We start from the raw sequence: 23,400 nt of genomic DNA, 5'->3' as shown, positions 1-23,400 counted from the left end.
TGATCAACAGCTTCATTTTACGATGCGTCAACGTTTCAAATACGGTTCGATGTTCCATATATGAAACGTCAGTGTAGTCCAGATGTTGGCTCGGGTGTTGTGCCGTTCCGCCTTGATGGTTCCGGCGCGCGCTCCCTATGAAAGCTCCAAGATGAAAGTCAGCCGTCAATTGTTCCTTGCCCTGGGTGTTCTTGCGGGAGGACTCTGGGGGAGTGCGGTGCACGCCCAGGCCCCGGCGCCGGCCTACCCGACCAAGCCCATCACCATCGTCGTCTCGTACCCGGCCGGCGGCGACACCGACGCCATGGCGCGCCTCTTCGCCGAGAAGCTGCAGGCGCGCCTGCGCCAGTCCGTCATCGTGGACAACCGGCCCGGCGCGGGCGGCACGGTCGGCAACACCTACGTGGGCCGCGCGGCGCCGGACGGCTACACGCTGCTGTTCACGCCCAACCCGTTCACCACCGCGCCGCTGGTCATGAAGCTCGCGCCCGCGGCTTCGTACGACGTGGTCAACGGCTTCACGCCCGTGATCCATTCGGCCAACCAGGCGGTGCTGCTGGTCGCGAACCCGGCCTCCGGCATCAGGAGCGTGGCGGACCTGGTGGCGCAATCGAAGGCGGGCAAGCCGCTGTCGTACGGCACGCCGGGCGCCGGCTCGCCGATGCACATCGCGGGCGAGTGGCTCAACCGGTCGGCCGGCATCCAGGTGCAGCACGTGCCCTACCGCGGCGTGGCGCCATCGGTCACCGACGTCGTCGCGGGCCACATCCCGCTCGCCTACGTGACGCTCGGCCCGGTGGCCCAGTACATCGCCACGGGCAAGCTGGTCGCACTCGCCATCTCGGACGCGAAGCGCTCCCCGCTGCTGCCGAACGTGCCCACGCTCGCCGAGCTGGGCTACAAGGACATCGACTCGGGCGCATGGAACGGCTTCTTCGCGCCGCGCAACACGCCGGCCGCGGTGGTGAACCTGCTGAACGCCAACCTCAACGAGATTCTCAAGATGCCCGACGTGATCGCCAAGATGGGCACCTTCGGCGCGGCGCCGGTCGGCGGGCCGCCCGCCGCGATGGCCAGGGTCAATGCCTCCGACTACGAGCGCCTGGCCAAGGTCATCAGGGACCTGAACATCCAGGCGGACTGAGCCCCCATGATCCCCATGACCACGACGACGCAATCGACCCTGGGGCGCGACACGCCGCAGGTCACGGCGCGCGCCAAAGTGCTCGGCAAGGCGCAGTACGCGGGCGACATCAAGGTCGCGGGCATGCTGCACGGCAAGGTCCTGCGCAGCCCCTACCCGCATGCGCGCATCGTCTCGGTGGACACCGCCGAGGCACTGGCGCTGCCCGGCGTCAAGGCGGTGCTGACCGGCGCCGACGCCCCGCGCGCGCTCTGGGGCGTGAGCCACAAGGAGCGGCGCATTCTTGCGGAGGGCGTGGTGCGCTTCTGCGGCGAAGAGGTCGCCGCCGTGGCCGCGACCTCCGAGGAGATCGCACGGGACGCGCTCGACCTGATCCGCATCGAATACGAAGAACTCCCCGCCGTGCTGCTGCCCGAGGAGGCGCTCGACGAGGAGGCTCCGAACATTCACGACGGCCGCAAGGACAACATCGCGCACGAGATCCGCTTCGAGCGCGGCAGCGTCGACGAAGGTTTCGCGGAGGCTCACCTGATTCACGAAGCCACCTACACGACCCATGCGCAATACCCGGGGTATCTGGAGCCGATGGGCTCGGTCGCCATGCTCGACGCGGAAGGGCGCCTGGTCGTGTGGACCTCCACGCAATCCGCTTTCCTCGCCCGCGCGCGCCTGGCCGCGGCACTGGAGCGGCCCGTATCCACCGTCCGCGTGATCCAGGCGACGACCGGCGGCGGCTTCGGCGGAAAGATCGTGGAGGACGCGAACCAGCTGGTCGCCGGCCTGCTCGCGGTGAAGACCGGCAAGCCGGTGCGGCTGGTCAACAACCGGCTCGAAGACTTTCTCGCGTGCCCGACGAGCCTGCCCGAGCGCATCACGCTCAAGCTGGGCATGACGCGCGAGGGCCTCATCGTCGCGAAGGACGTGCGCATCGTCGCGGACTGCGGCGCCTACGCGGGCCTGGCTTCCGAGGTGATGCACGTGAGCGCCATGCGCAGCGACAACATGCACCGCCTGAAGAACGTGCGCTCCCACGCCACCATGGTCTACACCCACACGCCGCCGCACGGCGCCTTCCGCGGCTTCGGCGGCACGCAGATGCTGTTCGCGCTGAACAGCCACATCCACACCATGGCCGGGCAGCTCGGGCTCGACCCGGCCGAGGTCCATAAGAAGAACGCCATCGGCGCGGGCGAGGTGTCGGTGCACGGCTGGCAGGTCGCGAGCACCGGCCTGGTCGAATGCATCGACCAAGCGACGCGCGCGCTGCGCTGGGGCGAGCCGAGGAAGGGCCCCGCGCCGGGCAGCGCCAAGCGCCGCGGCGTGGGCATGGCCGCGGCCATGCACGTGAGCGGCAACCGCACCATCGGCAACTGGGACGGCTCGACCGTGGTCGTGAAGATCAACGAAGACGGCCGCGTCGTCGTCCACAGCGGCGAATGCGACATGGGGCAGGGCGCGATGACCATGCTCAGCCAGATCGTCGCGCACGAGCTGGCCATTCCGCTCTCGCACGTGCACGTGATGGCGCCCGACACCGACGTCGCGCCGTTCGCCATCGGCTCGCTCGCATCGCGCGTGACCATCGTCGCGGGCAACGCCGCCATCGAGGCGGCCCGCAAGGCGAAGGCGAAGCTCTTCGCGCTGGCCGCCGAGCTGCTGGAGGCGCCGGTCGAGCGACTCGACATGGCCGACGGCGCCGTCCACGTGCGCGAGGCGGCCGACCGCCGGCTCACCATCGGCGATCTCGCGCGGCAGCATGTGTGGCGCCATGGCGGCGAGGCCATCCAGGTGAGCGCGACGTGGGACGCGAAGACCACGATGCACGACGACAAGGTCCACGGCAACATCGCGCCAGCCTATTCGTTCGCGGCGCAGGCGGTCGAGGTGGAGGTCGACACGGAGACGGGGCAGGTCACCGTCGTCGAGAGCTTCGTGTCGGACGACTGCGGCAAGGCGCTCAACCCCATGGCCATCCACGGCCAGACCAACGGCGCGACGGTGCAGGCCTTCGGCTGGGCGCTGTACGAGCAACTGCACCTGGAGGCGGGCCGCATCGCGAACGGCAACTTCGCCGACTACACGATGCCCACGGCCGATGCCGTGCCCATGCTGCGCGGCGGCTTCGTCGAATCGAACGACCCGAACGGTCCCTACGGCGCCAAGGGCGCGAGCGAGACGGCGATTCTTCCGGGCGCGCCCGCGATCGCGAACGCGGTGTACGACGCCATCGGCGTGCGCATCGTCGACCTGCCGATCACGCCCGAAAAAATACTCGCCGCCCTGCGCGAGAAGAAGGAGGCCGCCGGTGCGTGATTTCGATTTCCTGCAGCCCGTGTCGGTGTCCGAGGCGACCCACATGCTGGCCGATCTGGGCGACGAATGCCGCGTCATCGCGGGCGGCACCGCGCTGATGCTGGCGATGCGCCAGCGCATGCTGACGCCCACGCACCTCGTCTCGCTGGGCACGCTGCCCAGCCTGAAGGGCATTGCGTACGACGAGACCCAGGGCCTGCGCATCGGCGCGCTCACGCTGCACGCCGAGGTCGCGCGCTCGCCGCTCGTGCAGGCGCACTACCCGATGCTCGCGAGCATGGCATCGCGCGTGGCCAACCCGCAGGTGCGCAACCAGGGAACCATCGGCGGCAATCTCTGCTACGCCGATCCCGCGACCGATCCGCCGGGCTGTCTCATGGCACTGGACGCCGAAGTGGTCGTTACCGGCACGCAGGGCGACCGGGTGATGGGCATCGAGGCGTTTCTCGTCGACTACTACACGACCGCGCTGGCGCCGGACGAGATCCTGTCGGAGATCCGGATCGCGCCGCCCCAGCCTGGCACCGCGGGCGTGTACTCGCGGTTCCTGCGCACCGCGGCCGAGCACCGGCCCCTTGCGAGCGTGGCCGCATCGGCGCGCCGCAGCGGCGCGGCATGGGAGGACATTCGCATCGCGGTCGGCGCCTCGACGCCGATCCCGCTGCGGCTGAGAAGGGCGGAAGCCTTTCTCGCGGAGGGCGAGGCGACGGCCGAGCGCATCGCCGAGGCCGCCGACATCGTGGCCGCCGACATCGAGCCCGTGTCCGACCTGCGCGGCGCGGCCGAGTACCGGCGCGACATGGTGCGCGTGGTCGCCCGGCGAACCCTGCTCGAAGTGTTCGGGCTGGACAACGAAGAAGGAGCCAGGCCGTGAGCCAACATGACATCCAAATCACCGTGAACGGTGAAGTCCACGCGGTGCAGGTGCCGTCCCCGCGCCTCCTGAGCGATTTCCTGCGCGACGACCTGCACCTGACCGGCACCAAGCGCGGCTGCGAAACCGGCATCTGCGGCGCGTGCTCGGTCCATCTGGACGGCGAGGTCGTCAAGTCCTGCCTGATGCTCGCGGTGCAGGTGGACGGCCGCAGCATCACGACGGTCGAGGGCCTCTCGGCGGGCGAGGCGCTGCATCCCCTGCAGGAAAGCTTCATGGCTTGCGGCGGCCTGCAATGCGGCTACTGCACGCCCGGCTTCCTCATGACCTCCTGCGCCATGCTGGCGCAGAACCCGTCGCCCTCCGAAGACCAGGTGCGCCACGGGCTCAACGGCAACCTCTGCCGCTGCACCGGCTACACCCAGATCGTCGAATCCATTCTTGTTGCCGCGGAGAAGATGCGTGGAAATTGAAAAAACCGTTGTCGTTCCCGCCCCCGCGAGCCGCGTGTGGGAACTCCTGCTCGATCCCCAGGTGATGGGCGGCTGCGTGCCCGGCATGCAGTCCATCCAGGTCATCAGCGACGTCGAGTACATCGCCGAGATCAAGGTGAAGGTCTCGTTCATCAGCGCGAAGTTCAAGCTCAGGACCACCATCGTCGAGCAGCGCGCGCCGCACTACCTGCGAACCGAAGGCACGGGTGAAGACACGTCGGTGGCCAGTTCGCTCAAGCAGACCAGCGAGATCTTCCTGGCCGAGCAGCCCGACGGCCAGACCGAACTGCGCATCCTTGTGAAGGTGGATGTGCTGGGCCGCCTGGGCACCTTCGGGCTGAGCGCGATGAAGACCAAGGCCGACCGCATGTGGGACGAGTTCACCGAAAAGCTCGTGGCGCGGATCACGGGCACGAGCGACGCGGCGGCCAGCGGCGTCAAGGTGACGCAAGCGCCTGCGAAGCCGCCGGCGGCAGCGAAGGCGCCGGTGGCGATGCCTGCCTCGCCGCCGGTTGCTCGCCCGCCTGTGGCCCGGCCGATCGACACTTCGATCGACGCGCCGCGGCCCGCACCACCGGTCGTCGTGCAGCACGAAGCTGCGGCGCCGGCCGACACGTGGTGGTCGCGCTGGTTCGGCCGTTCGCACAAGCGCGAATCGACGGACATCTGCATCGAGATTCATCGCGGCGACACGGTGGTCAAGGTGCTCTGGCCGGTCGAGGGCGCGAGCCATTGCAGCCAGTGGCTGCGCGACTACCTCTTGCGCCAGGAGTGAGGCATGCAGAACGAGCGCGCCCCATGACGACCGCTTCGAACAGAACCATCCAGACCGCATCGCACTGGGGCGTGTACTCGGTCGAGGTGTCGGCCTCCGGCGAGATCGGCTCGACCGTTCCTTTCGCCAACGACCCGTCGCCCACCGCGCTCATTCGCAGCCTGCCCGACATGGTGCGCAGCCCGCTGCGGATCGACCGCCCCTACGTCCGCTCGGGGTACCTGAAAAACCGGGAGCGATCGGCGCAGGGCCGGGGCTCGGAATCCTTCGTGCCCGTGTCCTGGGACACCGCGCTGGACCTCATCGTGGACGGCATGCAGCGAATCAAGTCGGAGCACGGCAACGAGTCCATCTACGGCGGCTCCTACGGCTGGGCGAGTGCAGGGCGCCTGCACCATTCGCCCAGCGTGCTCAAGCGCTTTCTCGGCCTCTTCGGCGGCTACGTCGACAAGCGCGGCAACCACAGTTTCGGCGCCGCGCTGGGCGTGATGCCCTACGTCACCGGCGACAACGACATCACCGCGATGGTCGTGCCGTGGCCCTCGATCGTCGCGCACTCCGAACTCGTGGTGATGTTCGGCGGCGCGCACACGAAGAACATGCAGATCGACGCCGGCGGCGCCGTGACGCACGACAACGCCCGCTGGATCGAACGCGCTGCCGCATCGCGCGTGCGCTTCGTCAACATCAGCCCGTCGCGCAGCGACATGACCGAGGGCCTCGAGGCGGACTGGATTCCGATCCGCCCCAACACCGACGTCGCGATGATGCTCGGCATGGCGCACTCGCTGGCCGCGCACGGCCTGCACGATGCCGGCTTTCTTGCGACGCACTGCGAAGGCTATGGCGCCTTCGAGCGCTACCTGCTCGGGCAGGACGACGGCGTGGCCAAGAGCGCCGCCTGGGCCTCGGCCATCACCGGCGTGCCGGCACGGACCATCGAGGACCTCGCATTGCGGATGGCGCGCTGCCGCACGCTGGTGACCACCACCTGGTCGATCCAGCGCGCCGACCACGGCGAGCAGCCGGTGTGGGCGACCGTGGCGCTCGCCTCGATGCTCGGGCAGATCGGGCTGCCCGGCGGCGGCTTCAGCCTCGGGTTCGGCGCCGTGAACGGCATCACGACGAGCCGGCCCGACGGCATTCCGCGCCCGACGCTTTCGCTGGGCAGGAACCCCGTGCGCAGCTTCGTGCCGGTCGGGCGCGTGGCCGACATGCTGCTCAACCCGGGCAGCGAACTCGAATTCAACGGCACCACGATCCGCATGCCGGACATCCGGCTCATCTATTCCGTGGGCGGCAACCCCTTTCACCACAACACGCACCTGAACCGCTTCGTGCAGGCCTGGCGCAAGCCCGAGATGGTGGTGGTGCACGAGCCCTGGTGGAACCCGCCCGCGAAGTACGCCGACATCGTGCTGCCGGCCACGACCACCATGGAGCGCAACGACATCCTCGCGACGGACCTGCAGCGCCACTACATCGCGATGCGCCAGGTCATCGATCCGGTGGGCGGCGCGCGCAACGACATGGACATCTTCGCGGAGCTCTCGGACCGGCTGGGCTTCAGGCACGCCTACACCGAGGGGCGCGACGAGATGGGGTGGCTGCGCCACATGTACGCGCAGGCCCGGGAGCGCGCCTTCGCGCTGGGTTTCTCGCCCCCGGCGTTCGACGATTTCTGGGAGGCGGGCAGCTACGAATTCCCGATGGCCGCGGAGCCGCCGCTCTTTCTCTCGGCCTTTCGCGGCGATCCGGTGGCGAACAGGCTGGCCACGCCTTCGGGAAAGATCGAGCTCTTCTCGCGCCGCATCGAGGCCTTCGGCTACGACGACTGCCCGCCGCACCCCGCGTGGCTCGAGCCCGCCGAATGGCTCGGCGGCGAAAGCGCGGCGCGCTTTCCGTTTCACCTGCTGTCGAACCAGCCCAAGGGGCGGCTGCACAGCCAGATGGACGCGGGCGCCGTCAGCCGCGCGACGAAGGTCGATGGCCGCGAGCCGTTGGCCCTGCACGCATCGGATGCGCAGCGCCGCGGCATCGTTGCCGGCGATGTGGTGAAGGTCTTCAACGACCGCGGCGCCTTCCTCGCATCGGCCGTGATCTCGTGCGACCTGATGCCCGGCGTGCTGCAGGTGGCGACCGGTGCATGGTTCGACCCCGAGGACCCCGCGGCACCGTGCTCCGTCGAGAAACATGGCAACCCCAACGTGGTGACGATGGACAAGGGCACCTCGCGCCTCACGCAGTCCTCGGTCGCGCAGACGGTGCTGGTGCAGATCGAGAAGTGCGTGAACCCGCCCAGGGTCAGCGCCTTCGATCTCCCCGCGATCGAACCGGCGCCCGCTCAGGCTGCCGCGCTGACGCCGGCCTCGGCCACCGGCGGCATCACCGGCTGATTGGCCGACGGCGTGGCGGCCCGCTCGACCGCGTCCCGCACCTCGATCGCCGCGCAGCGCCCATACGTGTCGTCGAAGCGCACGATGTCGTCCTCGCCCAGGTACCCGCCGGTCTGCACCTCGATCACCTCCAGCATCGTCTTGCCGGGGTTCTCCAGCCGGTGGATGGTGCCCGAGGGCAGGTAGATCGATTCGTTCTCCCGCACCAGCAGAACCTCGCCGCCGCGCGTGGCCTTGGCCGTGCCCTTGACGACGATCCAGTGCTCGGCGCGGTGGTGGTGCATCTGCAGCGAGAGCTTGCCGCCGGGCTTGACGGTCAGGTGCTTCACCTGGAAGCGCTCGCCCGTGTCCACGCTGTCGTAGGCGCCCCAGGGCCGCACCACGCGGCGGTGCTCGGTGGCCACGGCCTGGCCCTCGCGGGCCAGCATGCGCACCACCTCGGCCACCTGCTCGGCGCAGTCCGCGCCGGCCACCAGCACCGCGTCGGGCGTGTCCACGATGATCAGGTCCTCGGTGCCCAGCGCCACCACCGGACGGTGCGGCGCATGCACGAAGGTGTTGCGCGAGCGCAGGACGCTGGCCATCCCGCCGCTCAGGCGGTTGCCCGCCTCGTCGGCCGGGTGCAGCTGGGCCACGGCGTTCCAGCTGCCCACGTCGCTCCAGGCGCCCTCGAAGCGCACGACCGCCACCCCGGTGTGCTTTTCGAGCACCGCGTAGTCGATGCTCTCGCTGCGGCAGCCTTCGAAGGCCTCGCGGTCCAGCCGCACGAAGCTGCCGTCGACCGAGTGCGCCGCGGTCGCGCGCTCGCAGGCCGCCAGGATGTCGGGCGCGTGCGTGCGCAGCGCGGCGACCAGCGCGCGCGCCTGCACGAGAAAGATGCCCGCGTTCCAGCAGTAGCTGCCCTGCAGGATCAGCGATTCGGCCACCGCCGCCGTGGGCTTCTCCACGAAGCGCGCCACCGCGCGGCTCGCGCCGTGGCCCGTGGGCCCGGCCGCCTCGATGTAGCCGTAGGCCGTGCTCGGAAAGCTGGGCGCCACGCCGAAGGTGACGATGCGCCCGGCCAGCGCCGCCTCGACGCCGCTGCGCACCGTGGCCGCGAACAGCGCGGCGTCGGGAATGTGGTGGTCGGCGGGCGCGAACAGCAAGAGGTCGTCCGGCGCGGCCAGCAGGGCGGCCGCGGCCATCGCTGCGGCGGTGTTGCGCGGCATCGGCTCCAGGATCTGCCGGCCCTGCGCCCGCGCGTTGTCCATCGCCTCGCGCACCAGGAAGCGGTGGTCTTCCGAGGCCACGCAGGTGATGGTCCGGTTCAGGCCCGACAGGCGCTCCAGCGTGAGCTGCAGCAGGCTCTTGTTGTCGATCAGCGGTGCGAACTGCTTGGGCAGCGCCTTGCGCGACAACGGCCACAGCCGCGTGCCGCTGCCGCCGCACAGGAGCACGGGATGAATGGTGGGAGCGTTCATGGAGACCAGCCTTTGTGTGAAGTGGATGGGAAAGCGCGCTTACCGGCGGGCCGACGCCAGCGCGGGCCTGGCAGCGCGGCCCGCGAGAACCGCACGGCTCGCAGGGCCGCCGAGCGGCAGGATCACGGCCACCCGCAAGCCGCGCGGCGACAGATTCGAGATGCCGATGCCCGCGCCGATGGCCTCGGCGCGCGAGCGCATGGTGCGAAGGCCGCGGCCCGGGGTGCGCGGCGCCCCGGCCGCATCGTCATGGCGGCCGTCGCTGGAGTCGTTCGAATGGGGCAGCCCGCGGCCGTCGTCGCTCACCTCCAGCGTGAGCAGCTCCTTGCCGCGGTTGCGCGCGAGCCGCACGCGCACCTGCACGTGGCTGGCGCCCGCGTGGCGCAGCGCATTGGCCAGCGCCTCTTGCGCGATCTTGCAGAGCTCGCGGTGGACCCGCACGTCGTCCAGCAATTGGCTCTCCAGGTCCGACACGTCCCACTCGAACCCGATGCCGCTGCGCCGGAAGGCCGGCTCGAACCGGTAGCGCAGGTTGCCCAGCATCTCGCCCAGCGACATGCGCTCGGCGCCCAGGCCGTCCACGGTCATCTGCAGCTCCAGCAGGCACTCCTGCAGGCCGCGCGCGATCTCCGCGTTCGGGCCGTCGTCGTGCACCGGAATGCTGGCCAGCAGCATCACCAGGCGCGTGGCCACGCCGTCGTGCAGGTCGTCGGCGATCCGCTGGCGCTCGGCGAGCATCGCCGCGAGGCCGGGATCGGAAGCTTCGGATGGCATGAAAGGGTTCTCCCCGGGGGCGTTGGCGGGCGGGAAGGTCCGCCGTTCAGATCAGGCCCGTGTGAACCGCGAAGTTCACGGCCTGCGCGCGCGAATGCACGTGCAGCTTCTTGTAGATGCTCTTGATGTGCACGTTGACCGTTTGCCCCGTGATGCCGAGCCGGGCGCCGATCTCGGCCGAGACGTAGCCGCACGCCACGAAGCGCAGGATCTCGCTCTCGCGCGGCGTGAGCGTCGCATCGCGCGTGGGCGGGCGCAGCATCGGCGAGGCCTCGCTGACCAGTTCATCCTGATGAGTGTGATGATGATTGTTCTGGTTCATGCGGTGCAGCAATCGCCGTGCGAGCCGCGGCGTGATGGCCGCGCCGCCGTTCACCACGTGCAGCACGGCTTCGGCAAAGCTCTGCAGCCACGCGTTCTTCAGGAGATAACCCGTGGCGCCCAGCTCGAAGGCGCGCAGCACGTGCGAGTCGTCCTCCAGCGCCGAGATCACGATGATCTCGCCGTTGCTGTGGTGGTTGCGCGCCTCGTCGATCAGCTCGAAGCCCATGCCGTCGCTCAGGCGCAGGTCCACCATCAGCACGTCGAACTCGTGCGTGGCCAGGAGCTTGCGTCCCTCGCGAATGCTGTCGGCCTGGCCCTCCAGCTGGATGCGCAGGTCCGAGAGCAGCTCCTGCGCGATCACCCGCCGCACGAACTCGTCGTCGTCGATGAGCAGCACCCGCACCGGCGCGGTCTCCTGGCCGGTGAGGAAGTCGGGCCACGGCATCGCCGCGGGCATGCAGACGCCGGCGGTGTGCACCGCGCGACGCTCGGCCATCGGGGCGGACTGTCGCTCTCCGGAAAAGTGAAGCGTGTTGTCAAGCATGGGATGCCCTCGGTTCTTGGTATGGAACTGTTAACGTTTGTAGCAATTAAAAGATAACAAATGTCTTACGTTTCTGAAAGATAGAGCTTTGGTTCATTCGGCATTTGGCGTACTCCCTTGGCTGTAGGACTGAATCGGGGCTGTCGGTGTCGGTTTGGCCTCTGCGTTTTCATTCGGCGGTAACGGCCGAGGCCGGCGGCGCGGGCGGTGCAGGCTCCGGCTCGGGCTCGTCGAAGCCGCGCGGGTTGGCCAGCTGCCAGCGCCAGCAGTCCGCGCACATCTGGTCCAGGCTCCGGCGGGCGCGCCAGCCGAGCCGGTCGCGGGCATGCCGCACGTCGGCCCAGTAGGCCGGGGCATCGCCGGCGCGGCGCGGGCCGATGTGCACCGGAATCGCCCGCCCGCACGCCCGCTCGAAGGCCGAGATCACCTCCAGCACCGAGGCGCCGCGGCCCGTGCCCAGGTTGACCGTGAGGAGCCCCCGGTGGCTCGTGGCATGCCGCAGCGCCGCCACATGGCCCTCGGCCACGTCCATCACATGCACGTAGTCGCGCACGCCCGTGCCGTCGGGCGTTTCATAGTCGTCGCCGTGCACCACCACGTGCGTGCGCTCGCCGACGGCGACCTGCGAGACGTAGGGCAGCAGGTTGTCGGGCGGGCCGTGCGGGTGCTCGCCCAGGAGGCCGCTCTCGTGCGCGCCGATGGGGTTGAAGAAGCGCAGGCAGGCGATGCCCCAGCGCTTGTCGGCCCGCGCGAGGTCCGCGAGCATGCGCTCGACCATCACCTTGGTCCGCCCATACGGATTGACGGCCGCATAGGGCGCGCTCTCCCGGATCGGCGAGCGCTGCAGGTCGCCGTAGACCGTGGCCGACGAGGAGAAGATCAGCGTGCGCACGCCCGCGCGCTCCATGGCGCGGACCAGCGCGAGGCTGCCGGCCACATTGACGTCGTAGTAGCCGATCGGATCGCTCACCGAATGGCCCACCGCCTTGAGCCCCGCCAGGTGCAGCACCGCATCGACGCCGTGCTCGGCGAACGCGCGGTCCAGCGCCACCGCGTCGCGCACGTCGCCGCGCACCAGCACCGGCTCCACCCCAGTGATGCGCGCCACGCGCAGCAGCGAGCGCGGGTCGCTGTTGACCAGTGTGTCCAGCACCACCGGCTGGTAGCCGGCCGCGATCAACGCCACGCAGGCGTGGCTCCCGATGAAGCCCGCGCCGCCCGTCACCAGGATCTTTGGAAGGTTCATGCCTTGGACTCGATGGTGGGCGTGCAGGGTGCCGTCTGTGCGCCCGCGACGCAGCGAAACAGCTCTTGTTCGAAGCGCGAGAGGATCGCGTCCTGGTCCAGCTCGGCCTGCGCGAACGCCCGGCCCGCCGCGCCCAGCGCCTCGCGCACCGTCGGCGCAAGCGCCAGCTGCTCGATGGCGTCGGCCAGCACCGCCGCGTCGCCCGGCGGCACCACCAGGCCCCGGTCGGTCATCACGCGGGCGAGCTCGGTGCCGGGGTTGGCGGTCACGATCACGGCCTTGCCGCTGGCGAGCATGCCGGCCAGCTTGGAGGGCATCACGAGGTCCTCGGCATCGGCGCGCTGCGGCAGCACGTGGATGTCGGCCATGCCCAGCAGTTCGTTGAGCCGCGCGGCCGGCTGCAGGTCCAGAAAGTGCACGTTGCGAAGGCGCATGCAGGCCGACATCAGCGACTCGCGGCTCGGGCCGTTGCCGCAGATCACGAAGTGGATGTTGCGTGCGTAGACCAGGAGGCGCGCCGCCTCGGCCAGGAGCTCGATGCCCTGCTTGCTGCCCAGGCTGCCCGAATAGAGCACCACCAGGGCATCGGCCGGAATGCCCAGCTCGGCCCTGAAGCCAGCAGAGGCCTCGGCCTCGATGGGCTGCGCCGGCGCCTGCGTGGCGGGCCGGATCGCCGACACGTCCACCCAGTTCGGAAACAGCACGAGCCGCGCTTCGCCGACGCCCTTGCCGCGGGCCTTCTCCAGCATCGCGCCCGAGATGGTCGAGACGCGGTTGAACTTGCCCATCAACCACCGCTCGGCCGCCAGCGCGAAGCGCCGCACCCCCGCGCCGCGCACCCAGCCCAGGCCGAACGCGGCATCGACTTCGTAGTCCTGGATGTGCAGCCACGACTTGATGCCCAGCACCTTGGAGAACAGCAGCACCGCGGGCGCGCAGAAAAGGGGCGGCTCCACGACGAACACGAGGTCGGGCTTCCAGCGCGCCTGCGCGAGCAGCAGCGGCATGCTGGACAACATGAAGGAGGCGAGGTGCGCCACCCGCGCCAGCGTGCGCGGCTTCGCGGGCACCCAGGTGGGGGCGCGCCAGACCGTGAAGCCCTTGGCCTCGCTCTTGCGGTAGGCCCAGGCCGAATGCCCTTCGAACACCGCCCACTGCGGAAAGAAGGGCGGTGCCGCGATCACGCGCACCTCGTGGCCCCGCGCGGCGAGCCACTCGGCCATCTCGCCGGAGTACTTGCCGATGCCCGCGAGCTCGGGCGCGAAGTTCATCGAATACAGAAGGATTTTCACGGGGACCCTCTCAATGGACCGGGCGCAGCAGGCGAACCAGCGGAAAGAAGCCGAACAGCGCGCGCATGCGCAGCTCGTACAAAAGGAAATCGAAGAAGAAGGCGAGGAAGAACACGTAGTGCGGCCGATCGGGGAACAGCGCGATCACCACGCCGTAGGAGGCCATCCGCAGCGCCACCTCCAGCAGCGCCCAGCGCCCGAGCGTGCCGATCGGCACGTTCAGCGAGAGCAGCATCTCGTGGTGGACCGTGTAGGTGCGCAGCAGGAAATACGGCGCGATGCACACGAAGATCTCCAGCGCTTGGCCGCCCACCTTCAGCAGCGGCGCCGCCACCGCCAGCAGGCCCGCCAGCGCCGCGAAGAGCGCGCAGCCCAGAAGAAACGCATGGCGCGCGAGCTGCAGCTTGGCGGCCGTGAAGTTGCCGGCGTTGGCGTTCAGCATCGCGGGCGTCCTGGTGAAGAGAAAGGCCTGCACGAACTGAGAGGGAGCCTCTGCGAGCAGAAAGGCCAGCTTGAACGCGCCCACGTAGCTCAGCGGCATGAAGAGCGCCACCACCAGCAGGTCGGACTTGCGCAGCAGGAACGTGAGCAGCGAATACACCGTGGCATGTGCCTGCGAGGCCAGATCGAGCGCGGGCTTTCCGGCCGGCGGCGCCGGGCCGTTGGACGGCAGCCCGATGGCCGCGCACACCAGCACGAAGGCGAACAGGTTGATGGCCAGCAGGTGCACGACGCCGATCTCGAAGCCGAACGCGGCCAGCGCCGCCACGCCCATCACCAGCAGCGTCGAGCGCAGCCCCGACTCCAGGTTGAGCAGGCCCGCGAACCCCAGGCCCCGGCTGTACGAGAGGCGCAGGCTGTTGAACGCGAACACCGCCAGCGTCGCCACGACCAGCGCCAGCGGCATGCCGACCACCGGCAGGCGCTGCGCGCCCACGATGGCGGCCGCCAGCAGCGCGGCGAGCGGAAGCCCGATCGCCAGCGTGCGCGCGAGGTCGCCGCGCGTCACCGCGGGCGGCACCATCGCGGCGTTGCGCGAGAACAGCAGCGAACTGCCCAGCGTGCCCACCACCAGCGCCACTTCCAGCACCGACTGGTAGATCGAGTACTCGCCGAAGCGCGCCGGCGCGACCTCGGCCGCCATCAGAAAGATCGCAAGAAAGCCCGACAGGTACACATACAGCCGCGAGGCGAGCGCGCCCAGGCCGAAGCGCTGCGCGAGGCGCGCGCCGGGCAGGGCGAACGAGGGGGCGGCGGGCAGCTTCATGGGGTGCTTCCATCCGCCGGGTGCTTGGCCGTCGGCGCATGCGCCAGGCGCGGTGCTTCGGCCATGCGGCGCGCGCGCGAGGCGATGCGGTGCGCGTTGTTCTTCGCCGTGCGCGCCAGCTGCAGCGCCCAGGTCAGCGCCGCGACGGTGCGCATGCGGCCGGCGAGCGCATGCGCCATCGCCTTCTTGGCCGAGCCCTGGAAGTGCAGCGCGAGCACGCGCACCGCATCGCCGGCGGGCGTGCGCAGGCACGGCTGCCCGTCGATGAGCTCCAGCCGCTTGGCGCCGCCGCGAACCTGGAATTCGCGCGCGAGATGGTTGGTGCCGCCGTTGACGTTGTGGTCGATCACCTGGCCGTCCTGCACCCGGTTGATCGGCGCGGCATTGCCCGAGGCCTCGGCCCAGAGGTACAGCAGCGTCATGTCGGACACGCCGCCGCGCTCGCCGCGCGCGGCGAACCGGTCGGCAATGTCGCGCAGCTGCTGCTGGCCCGCGGGCGTGCTGTAGGTCTCGATCACATAGGCGACGAAATCGCGCAGGCCCTGCGCGGTCCAGTAGCTCACGTGCGGCGAGATCTGGCAGGGATTCCAGCCCGCGGCGGGGCGGATAAAGGAGCCCGAGAAGCCGGCGTCGCCCACGAGCTGCGCGATGTGCGCGCCGGCGCCGGGGAACAGCAGCACGTCGCTGTCGATCAGCACGAACTCGCGGCACTCGGGGTGCGCCGCCAGGTAGTCGGCCAGGAGAAAGTAGCGACGAAAGCAGATCTTCTCGAACGCCGGCGTGTTGCTCGAGAGGTGCACGTACACCTCGCAGAAGCGCCGGTACGCGTAGCCCGCCTCGGTGCCGGCCAGCACGAGCAGGTGCTCCCCGGCCTGCGCCGCGGCCTTGCGGCACAGCAGCAGCGTCTTGTTCTGGCGGTCTTCCACCACGATGAAGGCGAGGGCGTTGTTCATGGTCGGGCGGCGTGTGCGGGTGTGTGTGAAAGGTGGGCCGTTCAGCGCTGCGGCGCGGTGGCGCTGCGCACCAGCGCCACGTGTGCGGGGAGAAAGCGGAAGTCGTTGTCCAGCGGCATGTCCAGCGTGAGCATTCCGCCCGCGGCGTTCGCGTCGGCGATCCAGCCGCGCAGCTGCGCCGCCGAGAAGCGCGGCGCGCTCGGCCGCGCCCACCACGCGCCCAGCGGCGTGAGCACATGCAGCCGCAGTTCCGAGGGCGGCGAGGCCAGGTGCGCGGCGGGCTGCAGCAGCTCGCCCGCCATGAGGTTCTGGCACGGCGCGCTCTTGAGGCTGAAGCGCGTCGCGCCCTCGCCGGCGTTGAAGGCCAGCCACCGGTTCGATGCGCCGCTGCGGGCGGCGCCGCAGAGCTTGTTCCAGTCGTCCGGCGTCATGCCGGTGGTGTTGTAGGTGCCGTCGAACCACCAGCCCTTGGCGAGCGGGCCGTAGTGGTCCGACCAGTCCTTGATCACCGCCGACCAGGCGGCGATGAAGCGCGGCGGCGGCGGCAACTGCTCGGAGACGTCGCCGAGGCACTCCATGAGGTACGGGTCCGCCTGCGGCGCGCGGAACGGCAGGTACAGGATGAGCGCGATGTCGTGGCGCTGCAGCGCTTGGCCGATCGCCATCGGCAGGTCGCGCGGCGGGCGGTTCTTCGCGCTGCGCGGGCACAGCGCTTCCAGCGCCGCGTTCGGCGCGATGAACTGGCCGTTGTTCTGCCCGAGCGTGAGGATGAGGTAGGTGGCGCGCATCTGCGCGAGCGATGCCGCGAAGGCCTCCGCATCGAAGCGCGTGACCTCGCCGATGGATTGCTTGTCGGGCAGGTAATGGACCATCACGCCGAAGCCCGGCGGCGGCGGCGCGATCGGCACCGCCGCTGCAGCGCCGAGCGGCCACGCGACCAGCGCGAACACCAGCGCGGCGAGCTTGCGAAACAGCACGGCGGAAGGGGGGCGCTCGGTCATTGCACGGCCCCCGCCAGCGAAGCGCGGCTGCGCTTGAGCGTGAAATAGCTTGCCGCGACCGCGCTCGGTGCGCAGTCGCGCGAGTGCGTCCACACCGGCCGCGTGCGCTGGTGATGGGCCAGGTAGCGCGCGATCTCGCCGAGGTCGCAGGCCTCGCTGCCGATGAAGAGCGCGTAGCCGGCGAAGAGCTCGCGGTGCACCGGAATGTCCGAGAGCAGCAGCGGCACGCCCAGCGTGGCGGCCTCGGCCGCGGAGAGGTTGAAGCCCTCCGAGGTCGAGAGCGAGATGAACGCCGTGGCCCCGCGGTAGAGCCGGAACAGCTCGTCGCGCGAGACCAGCCCGCGGTGCCGCACGCTCGCGCGCAGCGCCGGCGTTTCGGCCGCGAGCATCCGCTGCACATCGGCCGCGCCGTTGCCGGTGATGTCCAGGTAATCGACCAGGCCCTCGCGCTGCATGCGCGCGAACAGCTTGAGGATGCCGCCGAAGTTCTTGTGCGGGTAGTAGTGGTAGGACGCGATCAGGTAGCGCCCGCCTTGAGTGGCCGTGCCGTCCGCGCCGGGCGCGGTGCCAGCGGCCACGCCCGCATCCACCGGATTGAAGATCACCGCCGGCCGCTCGCAGCGCCCGAAGTGCCGCTCGAAATCTTCCTGGCTGCTGCGGCTGATGAACACCACGTCGGCGGCGCTCTGCGCAATGCGGGCGAGGTTCCAGTCGAGCCAGCGGCGCTTGGTCGGCGTGAAGTACTGCGGGTACGCCTTGTACTGCAGGTCGTGCACCACCACGATCGAATCGGCGTGGCGCCCGAAGGGCGAGAACGGCAGGAAGTAGTTCGGAAAGAGCGAGAACGCCCGCTCGCCCGAGAGCCACGCGCGCACGCGGTGAAAGTTGTAGAGCAGCGTGTCGAGCACGAAGCGGCTCACGCCCAGCCGGCGCGCGGCTTCGTAGATGCGCGGATGGCGCTCGCTGATCGGCTGGACCTGGTCGTCGGTCGAGCGGCGCATGCTCTGGAGCAGCACCTCCGACACATTCAGCACGCCGCCGGCCGACTTGTTCAGCCGGATGGTGTCGTAGAAGAGATAGGTGGCCATGGGCGGTCTCTGCGTCTCTTTCACGCGGCGGGCATGTCGGCGCGCACGGGCTCGTGCACCGGCTGCGACACGGGCCTGCGCACCGTGCGCCGGAACCACGAGCTCAGGCTGCCCGCCACCACCGCCGCGATCAGCCCCGACGCGGCGAACGGTCCCCAGCCCAGGATCGGGCCGCGCATGAACGGCACGTAGGCCGCCAGCAGCACCAGCGCGCACAGGTACGTGGCAGTGAGCGCGCGGCGCGGATCGACGATGCGGTCGACCACCCGAAAGCCCGCCGAGATCACGAAGCCCAGCATCGCCGGGCCCAGCAGCCCAAAGTCGAAGTACGCGGTGGCGAACGGCGGCAGCGACAGGTTGCTCTGCGAGAAGTTGGCCGCCACGGCCGACCAGGTGAGCGGATCGAAGCCCGGGAACATCTTCAGGTCGCGCGGCAGGAAGAACGAGAACGCCGACAGCAGGTAGCGGCCGAACCCGGCATCGGGCGAGGGCGCGCGCTCCAGCAGGCCCGCGACGACGAACATCGCGTCGAAGTCCTGGCTGAACGGAAACGTGTTCAGGCTTGCGCCCCACATGCTGTCGCGCGAAATCAGGTTCAGCACCGGCCCCACGCCCGCGATCGCGCCGAAGATCAGCATGGACAGCGTCCAGCGGTGGCTGCGCGCGATGGCATGCACCAGCAGCGGCAGCAGGCCGATGAGGATGATCTGGCGCGCCGTGTTGATGGGGTTGGCGGCCAGCGCGGCCAGCGCGAACGCCATGGCCGCGGCGCACCATGCCCACAGCGTGCGCTGGCGCACCGCGTGGATCGCCAGCGCCACGAAGCACATGAGCACCACCAGCTTGGGGATCGTGGAATAGACGACGAACTCGATCGGCATGCTCTCGTCGTCGGCGATCACGCCGCGCGCCACGAAGTTCAGGTCCGGCCGGATGAAGAGCGCCGCGAAGGCCGCGAACGAGCAACTCAGGAGCAGCAGGAACGGGTGGGCCACGCCCGCGCCGCGCTCGGAGGGACGCAGCTCCCGCGCGAGCGGCCGCACCGGCATACCCAGGCGCGCCGCTTCCACGCCGGCCATGTACAGCAGCAGCATCATCAGCGCCTGCGTGTGCGCGACGCTGCCCACGATGCCCGTCTCCCAGAAGTCGAAGTCCGTGGCGATCTGCATCGCCGGGGCGATCGAGAAATAGATGAGAACCACCGTGTAGTGGATCAGCAGGAACACGCTGTCGCCCGCGTTGCCGAGCATCGACAGCTGCACCGCCGCGAGCACGAACACGGCCGCGTAGCCCCAGACGGGGTCGACCAGCCCGCACAGCACGGTGCAGGCGATGCCGAACCAGAAGACGAGGGTTCTCATGGCAGCTTTCCGTTGCGTTCCGTTGGGGTTCTCAGGCGTGCTCGACGGTCGCTTCGACCGGCCGGATGGCCTTCTGGTAGTCCGCGTAGGTGCGCTGCAGGCCCTCGGCCAGCGGCACCGTGGCGCGCCATCCGAAGGTGGCCGCGCGCGAGACGTCCAGGAGCTTTCGCGGCGCGCCGTCGGGCTGCGCGAGGTCGTAGCGGATGCTTCCCTCGTAGCCCACGGTCTCGCGGATCTGCTCGACCAGCTCGGCGATCGACACGTCCTCCCCGGTGCCCAGGTTGATGTGCCCGCGCATCGGGTCGGTGTGCTCGTCGTAGGCCGCGCGCGGCAGGGCCATCACATCCAGGCACCCCTCGACCATGTCGTCCACGTAGAGGAACTCGCGCCGCGCGCGGCCGCTGCCCCAGATCAGCACGCTCGGCGCGCGGCTGATCTTTGCCAGGTGAAAGCGCTGGATCAGCGCGGGCACCACGTGGCTGTTCTCCAGGTGGTAGTTGTCGCCCGGGCCGTACAGGTTGCTCGGCATCACGCTGCGGTAGTCGATGCCGTGCGTGGCGCCGTACTGCCGGTTGTAGCTCTCGCACAGCTTGATGCCCGCGATCTTGGCGATCGCATACGGCTCGTTGGTCGGCTCCAGCTTGCCGGTGAGGAGCGCGTCCTCGCGGATCGGCTGGTCCGCCAGGCGCGGGTAGATGCAGCTGGAGCCGAGGAACAGGAGGCGCTTGACGTCGGCCACGAACGCCTGGTGCGTGATGTTCGCCGCGATCAGCAGGTTCTCGTAGATGAACTGCGCGGGGTAGGTCATGTTGGCGTGGATGCCGCCCACCTTGGCCGCGGCCACGTACACCTGGTCGATCGGCTCGCTCGCGAAGAAGCGCGCGACCGCCGCCTGGTCCAGCAGGTCGAGCTCGGCGCGCGTGCGCGTCACCACCTCGTGGCCGAGTTCGACAAGGCGCCTCGTGAGCGTCTGGCCCACCATCCCGCGATGACCTGCAACATAGATACGCATATCGTTCTTTCGGTGAAGGAGTTGATGAATTCGGGAAGAAGAAAAAGGTGTTGGCGGTTCAGCGCGAGCCTCGCGCGCCCATCACGACGCGAAAGGTCTTGAGCACGATCTGGATGTCGTGCAGCACCGACAGCGTGGCCACGTACTCGGCGTCCATCGCCGCGCGGCGGCGGTAGCTCACCTCGTTGCGCCCGCTGATCTGCCACAGGCCCGTGATGCCCGGGCGCACCGCGCAGTAGTGGCTCCAGTAGGGGCCGTACAGGTCCTTCTGCGCGAACATGCAGGGGCGCGGGCCGACCATGCTCATGTCGCCCCTGAGCACGTTCCAGAACTGCGGGAACTCGTCGATGCTGTACTTGCGCAGGAACGCGCCGAAACGGGTGATGCGCGGGTCGTGCTCCAGCTTCTGGAACACCTGCCATTCGCGCCACGCCGCCTCGTTGTCGCGCAGGTGGCGCGCCAGCACCGCCTCGGCGTCGGGCACCATGGTGCGGAACTTGAGGAAGCGAAAGACCTTGCCGTCCCGGCCGTAGCGCGGCTGCATGTAGATGGCGGGGCTCCCCGAGGTCAGCAGCACGCCTGCCCAGATGAGCGCGTAGGCCCAGCCGAAGAAGACGAAGAAGCTGCCCGCCATGAGGATGTCGATGGCGCGCTTGGCGGCCTGCAGGGCCGGCGAGCCGCCCAGCGGCGCCGGTGCCGGCGCCGTGGTGCCGCTGCCGGGGTTGGCCGGGGAGCGGCCCTGCGTGCCCGGGCGAAGCGTGTTCATGATGCGGCGCGCTCCGGTTCGTTGCGGGCGGCGTGCGGCGCGGTCGGCCCGCTCGGGGTATGGCCCAGCGCCGGATAGCTGTGCGGGCGGAAGCGGTACAGGCCGTATGCGTAGCCGTAGCTGCCGTAGTGGCGCTGGCGCATGTCCAGCCCGTTGAGCACCACGCCATGGAACGACGCCCCCACGTGCGCGAGCCGCTTGGCGCTTTCCACCAGGTCGCCCAGCTGGCTTTCGCCCGCGCGGGCCACCAGCAGCAGCGTGCCCATGGCCGGCGCCATCGCGACGCTCTCGGTCGCGAGAAGAATGGGCGGCGCATCGATCAGCACCGTGTCGTAGCGCGCCGAGAGGGTCTCCAGCAGCTTGGCGAAGGCGTCGCTGGTCAGCACGGTGGCCGGGTCCTGCGGCAGCGTGCCGCTGGCGATCACGTCCAGGTTGGGCAGCACATGCGTCTGGATCGTGCGCATGAGCGTCGCGCTGCCCGCGATCAGCTCCGCGAGGCCCGTGTCCTGCTCCAGCCCGAACTGGGCCGCCAGGCTGCCGCGGCGCATGTCGGCATCGATCAGCAGCACGCGCTTGCCCGAGGCCGCGAGCGCCGCCGCAAGGTTCGCCGAGACGAAGCTCTTGCCCGCGCCCGGCGTGGCGCTGGTCAGCAGGATGCGGTTGTTCGGCGCGCCGAGCATCGCGAAGCCGAGCGTGGTGCGAAGGCGCCGCACGCCTTCGAGCGCCGGGTCGTCCGGATGCAGCGCCGCGAGCACTTTCATGCCCGGGCGGCCGAGGCGAATGGCGCGGTCGAGCGCGCCCTGGTGCGTGCTGAGGGCGATGGTGCTGTACACGTCCAGGCCCGTGTGCGCCTCGATCTCGTCGGGGTTGGCCACCGTGCTCTTGAGCGTCTTGCGCAGGATCGCCGTGGCCGCGCCCACGAAGAGGCCCGCGGCCAGCGCCAGCGCCATCACGATGGCGGCCTTGGGCCGCACCGGCTTCTCGGGCAGCAGGGCGGGGTCGAGCACGCGCACGTTGCCGATGCGGCCTTCGCGCGCCAGCCGCGCCTGCAGCGAGCTGTTCAGGAGCGACGCATACAGGTCGGTGTTGACCTTGATGTCGCGCTGCATGCGCAGCGAGTTCTGCTGCAGCATCGGCATGCGGCGGATGCGCCCGTCCACGTTGCCCAGTTCCTTTTTCAGCGAGGCGATCTGCGCGTCCAGCGTCACCACCATCGGGTGCTGCGGGGTGAAGCGGCTGGTGAGGTCCAGGCGCTTCAGGCGCGCATCGAAGAGCTTGGCCTGCAGGTCGACGTTCTGCGTGAGCGCGTTGCGCGCCTCGTCGTCCAGGCTGATCGTGCCGTTCTGGTTGCGGTACTGGTTGTAGACGTCTTCGGACTGCTCCAGCTGCTGCCTGAATTTCGGCAGTTCGGTGCCCAGGAAGTTCACCGTGCGCTCGGCCTGCGCCGTCTTCTGGTCGATGTTCTGGCGCACGTAGAGGCGCGAGACCTCGTTGAGCAGCTCGGGCAGCTGCGCGCGGTCGCCGGTCTGCCAGCTCACGTCCATCACGCCGGACTGCTTGCCTTTCTCGATCACGCGCAGGTCGCGCTGCAAATCGAGCAAGGCCAGCTGCATCGAGCGCCGCGTGAGCTCGAAGGCGGCGCCGGGCCGCGCATCGATGGAGCCCACCAGCAGGTGGAGCGTGCCGCCGGGCACCGCGGCGTCCAGCGGCGCGCCGACGCGGCCCTGCAGCGGCGCGGCCAGGTCGGGATGGGTGAGCGTGTAGGCGCCGTCCTCGCCCGCGGTCAGCATGAAGCGCTCGCCCTCGAAGGCCGGCGGCACGTCCATCTGCGCGACCGCGATCCGCTCGGTGCCCGACACGTAGCCGCCCATGCCGAGGAACCCGGGCGTGGAGAGCCCCTTCGAATGCCGCGCCATGAACGCGCCGACGATCGGCAGGTAGTGCGGCTGCGCGCTGATGTACAGCTTGGTGTTCTCGATCGCCTGGCCCAGCACCAGCCGCGACTTCAGGATCTCGGCCTCGCCCGAGGTCGGCGTCTTCACGTTCACGCCGTTGACCACCGCATCGCCCGGGCTGCCCGAGCGCTCGGCGTCTTCCACCTGGATCAGCACGTTCGCCTCGTACACCCGCGGCCCGAAGAGCGCGTAGCACGCGCCCAGCACCAGCGCCACGGCGGTGACCGCCGCGATGAGCCAGCGGTGGTCCAGCAGGATGTCGATGTATTCCTTCAGGCCCGAGCGGGGCATGTCGGGTTCCGCGCCCTGGGGGGCGGGAAGCGGGGGGTACCAGCGCGCGTTCATGGGGGTCACCTTTGTT

The 23,400-nt window shown here is 69.7% G+C and carries 19 protein-coding genes; 6 read left to right on the top strand and 13 right to left on the bottom strand.

From position 1 onward, the window contains the following. Positions 1–151: 151 nt before the first annotated feature. From ACZYRS_RS19685 to ACZYRS_RS19660, 6 genes are read left to right on the top strand one after another with little or no spacing between them, the layout of a single operon-like run. Entirely contained in the window at positions 152–1,144 is a 993-nt protein-coding gene (locus ACZYRS_RS19685; RefSeq protein WP_463420597.1) for a Bug family tripartite tricarboxylate transporter substrate binding protein, read from the top strand. 6 nt (positions 1,145–1,150) lie between these two features. After that, entirely contained in the window at positions 1,151–3,457 is a 2,307-nt protein-coding gene (locus ACZYRS_RS19680) for a xanthine dehydrogenase family protein molybdopterin-binding subunit (protein ID WP_463420596.1), read from the top strand. Beyond that, positions 3,450–4,331 (top strand): FAD binding domain-containing protein, encoded by an 882-nt coding sequence (locus ACZYRS_RS19675; RefSeq protein ID WP_463420595.1) that lies wholly within the window; start codon positions 3,450–3,452, stop codon positions 4,329–4,331. The genes ACZYRS_RS19680 and ACZYRS_RS19675 overlap by 8 nt, the downstream gene beginning before the upstream one ends. Continuing rightward, positions 4,328–4,804, top strand: coding sequence for a (2Fe-2S)-binding protein (locus tag ACZYRS_RS19670; RefSeq protein ID WP_198784213.1), 477 nt, complete (start codon positions 4,328–4,330; stop codon positions 4,802–4,804). The genes ACZYRS_RS19675 and ACZYRS_RS19670 overlap by 4 nt, the downstream gene beginning before the upstream one ends. Continuing rightward, on the top strand, positions 4,794–5,600 hold the full coding sequence (locus ACZYRS_RS19665; RefSeq protein WP_463420594.1) for a CoxG family protein: 807 nt from the start codon (positions 4,794–4,796) through the stop codon (positions 5,598–5,600). Before ACZYRS_RS19670 ends, ACZYRS_RS19665 begins: the two co-directional genes overlap by 11 nt. Before the next feature lie 23 nt (positions 5,601–5,623). Then, positions 5,624–7,996: a molybdopterin-dependent oxidoreductase gene (locus tag ACZYRS_RS19660; protein ID WP_463420593.1), complete on the top strand. Its 2,373-nt coding sequence runs from the start codon at positions 5,624–5,626 to the stop codon at positions 7,994–7,996. Here ACZYRS_RS19660 and ACZYRS_RS19655 read toward each other — a convergent pair. The 13 genes from ACZYRS_RS19655 to ACZYRS_RS19595 form a co-directional block, all read right to left on the bottom strand. Continuing rightward, positions 7,945–9,456 carry a mannose-1-phosphate guanylyltransferase/mannose-6-phosphate isomerase gene (locus ACZYRS_RS19655; RefSeq protein ID WP_463420592.1) on the bottom strand — a complete coding sequence of 504 codons (1,512 nt, stop codon included), beginning with the start codon at positions 9,454–9,456 and terminating at the stop codon, positions 7,945–7,947. The two genes, ACZYRS_RS19660 and ACZYRS_RS19655, sit on opposite strands and share 52 nt — an antisense overlap. Before the next feature lie 39 nt (positions 9,457–9,495). Continuing rightward, the gene (locus tag ACZYRS_RS19650) at positions 9,496–10,230 is read right to left on the bottom strand and encodes a sensor histidine kinase (protein WP_463420591.1); all 735 of its coding nucleotides are present in this window, start codon (positions 10,228–10,230) and stop codon (positions 9,496–9,498) included. Positions 10,231–10,276: 46 nt separating this feature from the next. Then, positions 10,277–11,050 (bottom strand): response regulator, encoded by a 774-nt coding sequence (locus tag ACZYRS_RS19645; RefSeq protein WP_198784209.1) that lies wholly within the window; start codon positions 11,048–11,050, stop codon positions 10,277–10,279. 217 nt (positions 11,051–11,267) lie between these two features. Then, complete coding sequence (gene galE, locus ACZYRS_RS19640; protein ID WP_463420590.1) at positions 11,268–12,344, bottom strand: UDP-glucose 4-epimerase GalE; 1,077 nt, start codon at positions 12,342–12,344, stop codon at positions 11,268–11,270. After that, entirely contained in the window at positions 12,341–13,636 is a 1,296-nt protein-coding gene (locus ACZYRS_RS19635) for a WcaI family glycosyltransferase (RefSeq protein ID WP_463420589.1), read from the bottom strand. The genes galE and ACZYRS_RS19635 overlap by 4 nt, the downstream gene beginning before the upstream one ends. 10 nt (positions 13,637–13,646) lie before the next feature. Then, complete coding sequence (locus tag ACZYRS_RS19630; protein WP_463420588.1) at positions 13,647–14,903, bottom strand: MATE family efflux transporter; 1,257 nt, start codon at positions 14,901–14,903, stop codon at positions 13,647–13,649. Then, on the bottom strand, positions 14,900–15,856 hold the full coding sequence (locus ACZYRS_RS19625) for a hypothetical protein (protein ID WP_463420587.1): 957 nt from the start codon (positions 15,854–15,856) through the stop codon (positions 14,900–14,902). Before ACZYRS_RS19625 ends, ACZYRS_RS19630 begins: the two co-directional genes overlap by 4 nt. A 41-nt stretch (positions 15,857–15,897) precedes the next feature. Then, positions 15,898–16,857 (bottom strand): hypothetical protein, encoded by a 960-nt coding sequence (locus ACZYRS_RS19620; protein ID WP_463420586.1) that lies wholly within the window; start codon positions 16,855–16,857, stop codon positions 15,898–15,900. Next, positions 16,854–17,945, bottom strand: coding sequence for a glycosyltransferase (locus ACZYRS_RS19615; protein ID WP_463420585.1), 1,092 nt, complete (start codon positions 17,943–17,945; stop codon positions 16,854–16,856). Before ACZYRS_RS19615 ends, ACZYRS_RS19620 begins: the two co-directional genes overlap by 4 nt. Before the next feature lie 20 nt (positions 17,946–17,965). Beyond that, a complete protein-coding gene (locus ACZYRS_RS19610) occupies positions 17,966–19,306 on the bottom strand; it encodes a hypothetical protein (protein ID WP_463420584.1) in 1,341 nt (446 codons plus the stop codon). A 31-nt stretch (positions 19,307–19,337) separates the two neighbouring features. Next, positions 19,338–20,318, bottom strand: coding sequence for a GDP-L-fucose synthase family protein (locus ACZYRS_RS19605; RefSeq protein ID WP_198784201.1), 981 nt, complete (start codon positions 20,316–20,318; stop codon positions 19,338–19,340). A gap of 58 nt (positions 20,319–20,376) precedes the next feature. Then, entirely contained in the window at positions 20,377–21,084 is a 708-nt protein-coding gene (locus ACZYRS_RS19600) for a sugar transferase (RefSeq protein WP_463420583.1), read from the bottom strand. Beyond that, complete coding sequence (locus ACZYRS_RS19595) at positions 21,081–23,384, bottom strand: polysaccharide biosynthesis tyrosine autokinase (RefSeq protein WP_463420582.1); 2,304 nt, start codon at positions 23,382–23,384, stop codon at positions 21,081–21,083. The genes ACZYRS_RS19600 and ACZYRS_RS19595 overlap by 4 nt, the downstream gene beginning before the upstream one ends. Positions 23,385–23,400 lie beyond the last annotated feature (16 nt).

The organism is Variovorax sp. AC194 (assembly GCF_979257995.1).
Note: the sequence above shows the minus strand (reverse complement) of the source record. Positions and strands in the feature narration are given on the sequence as shown.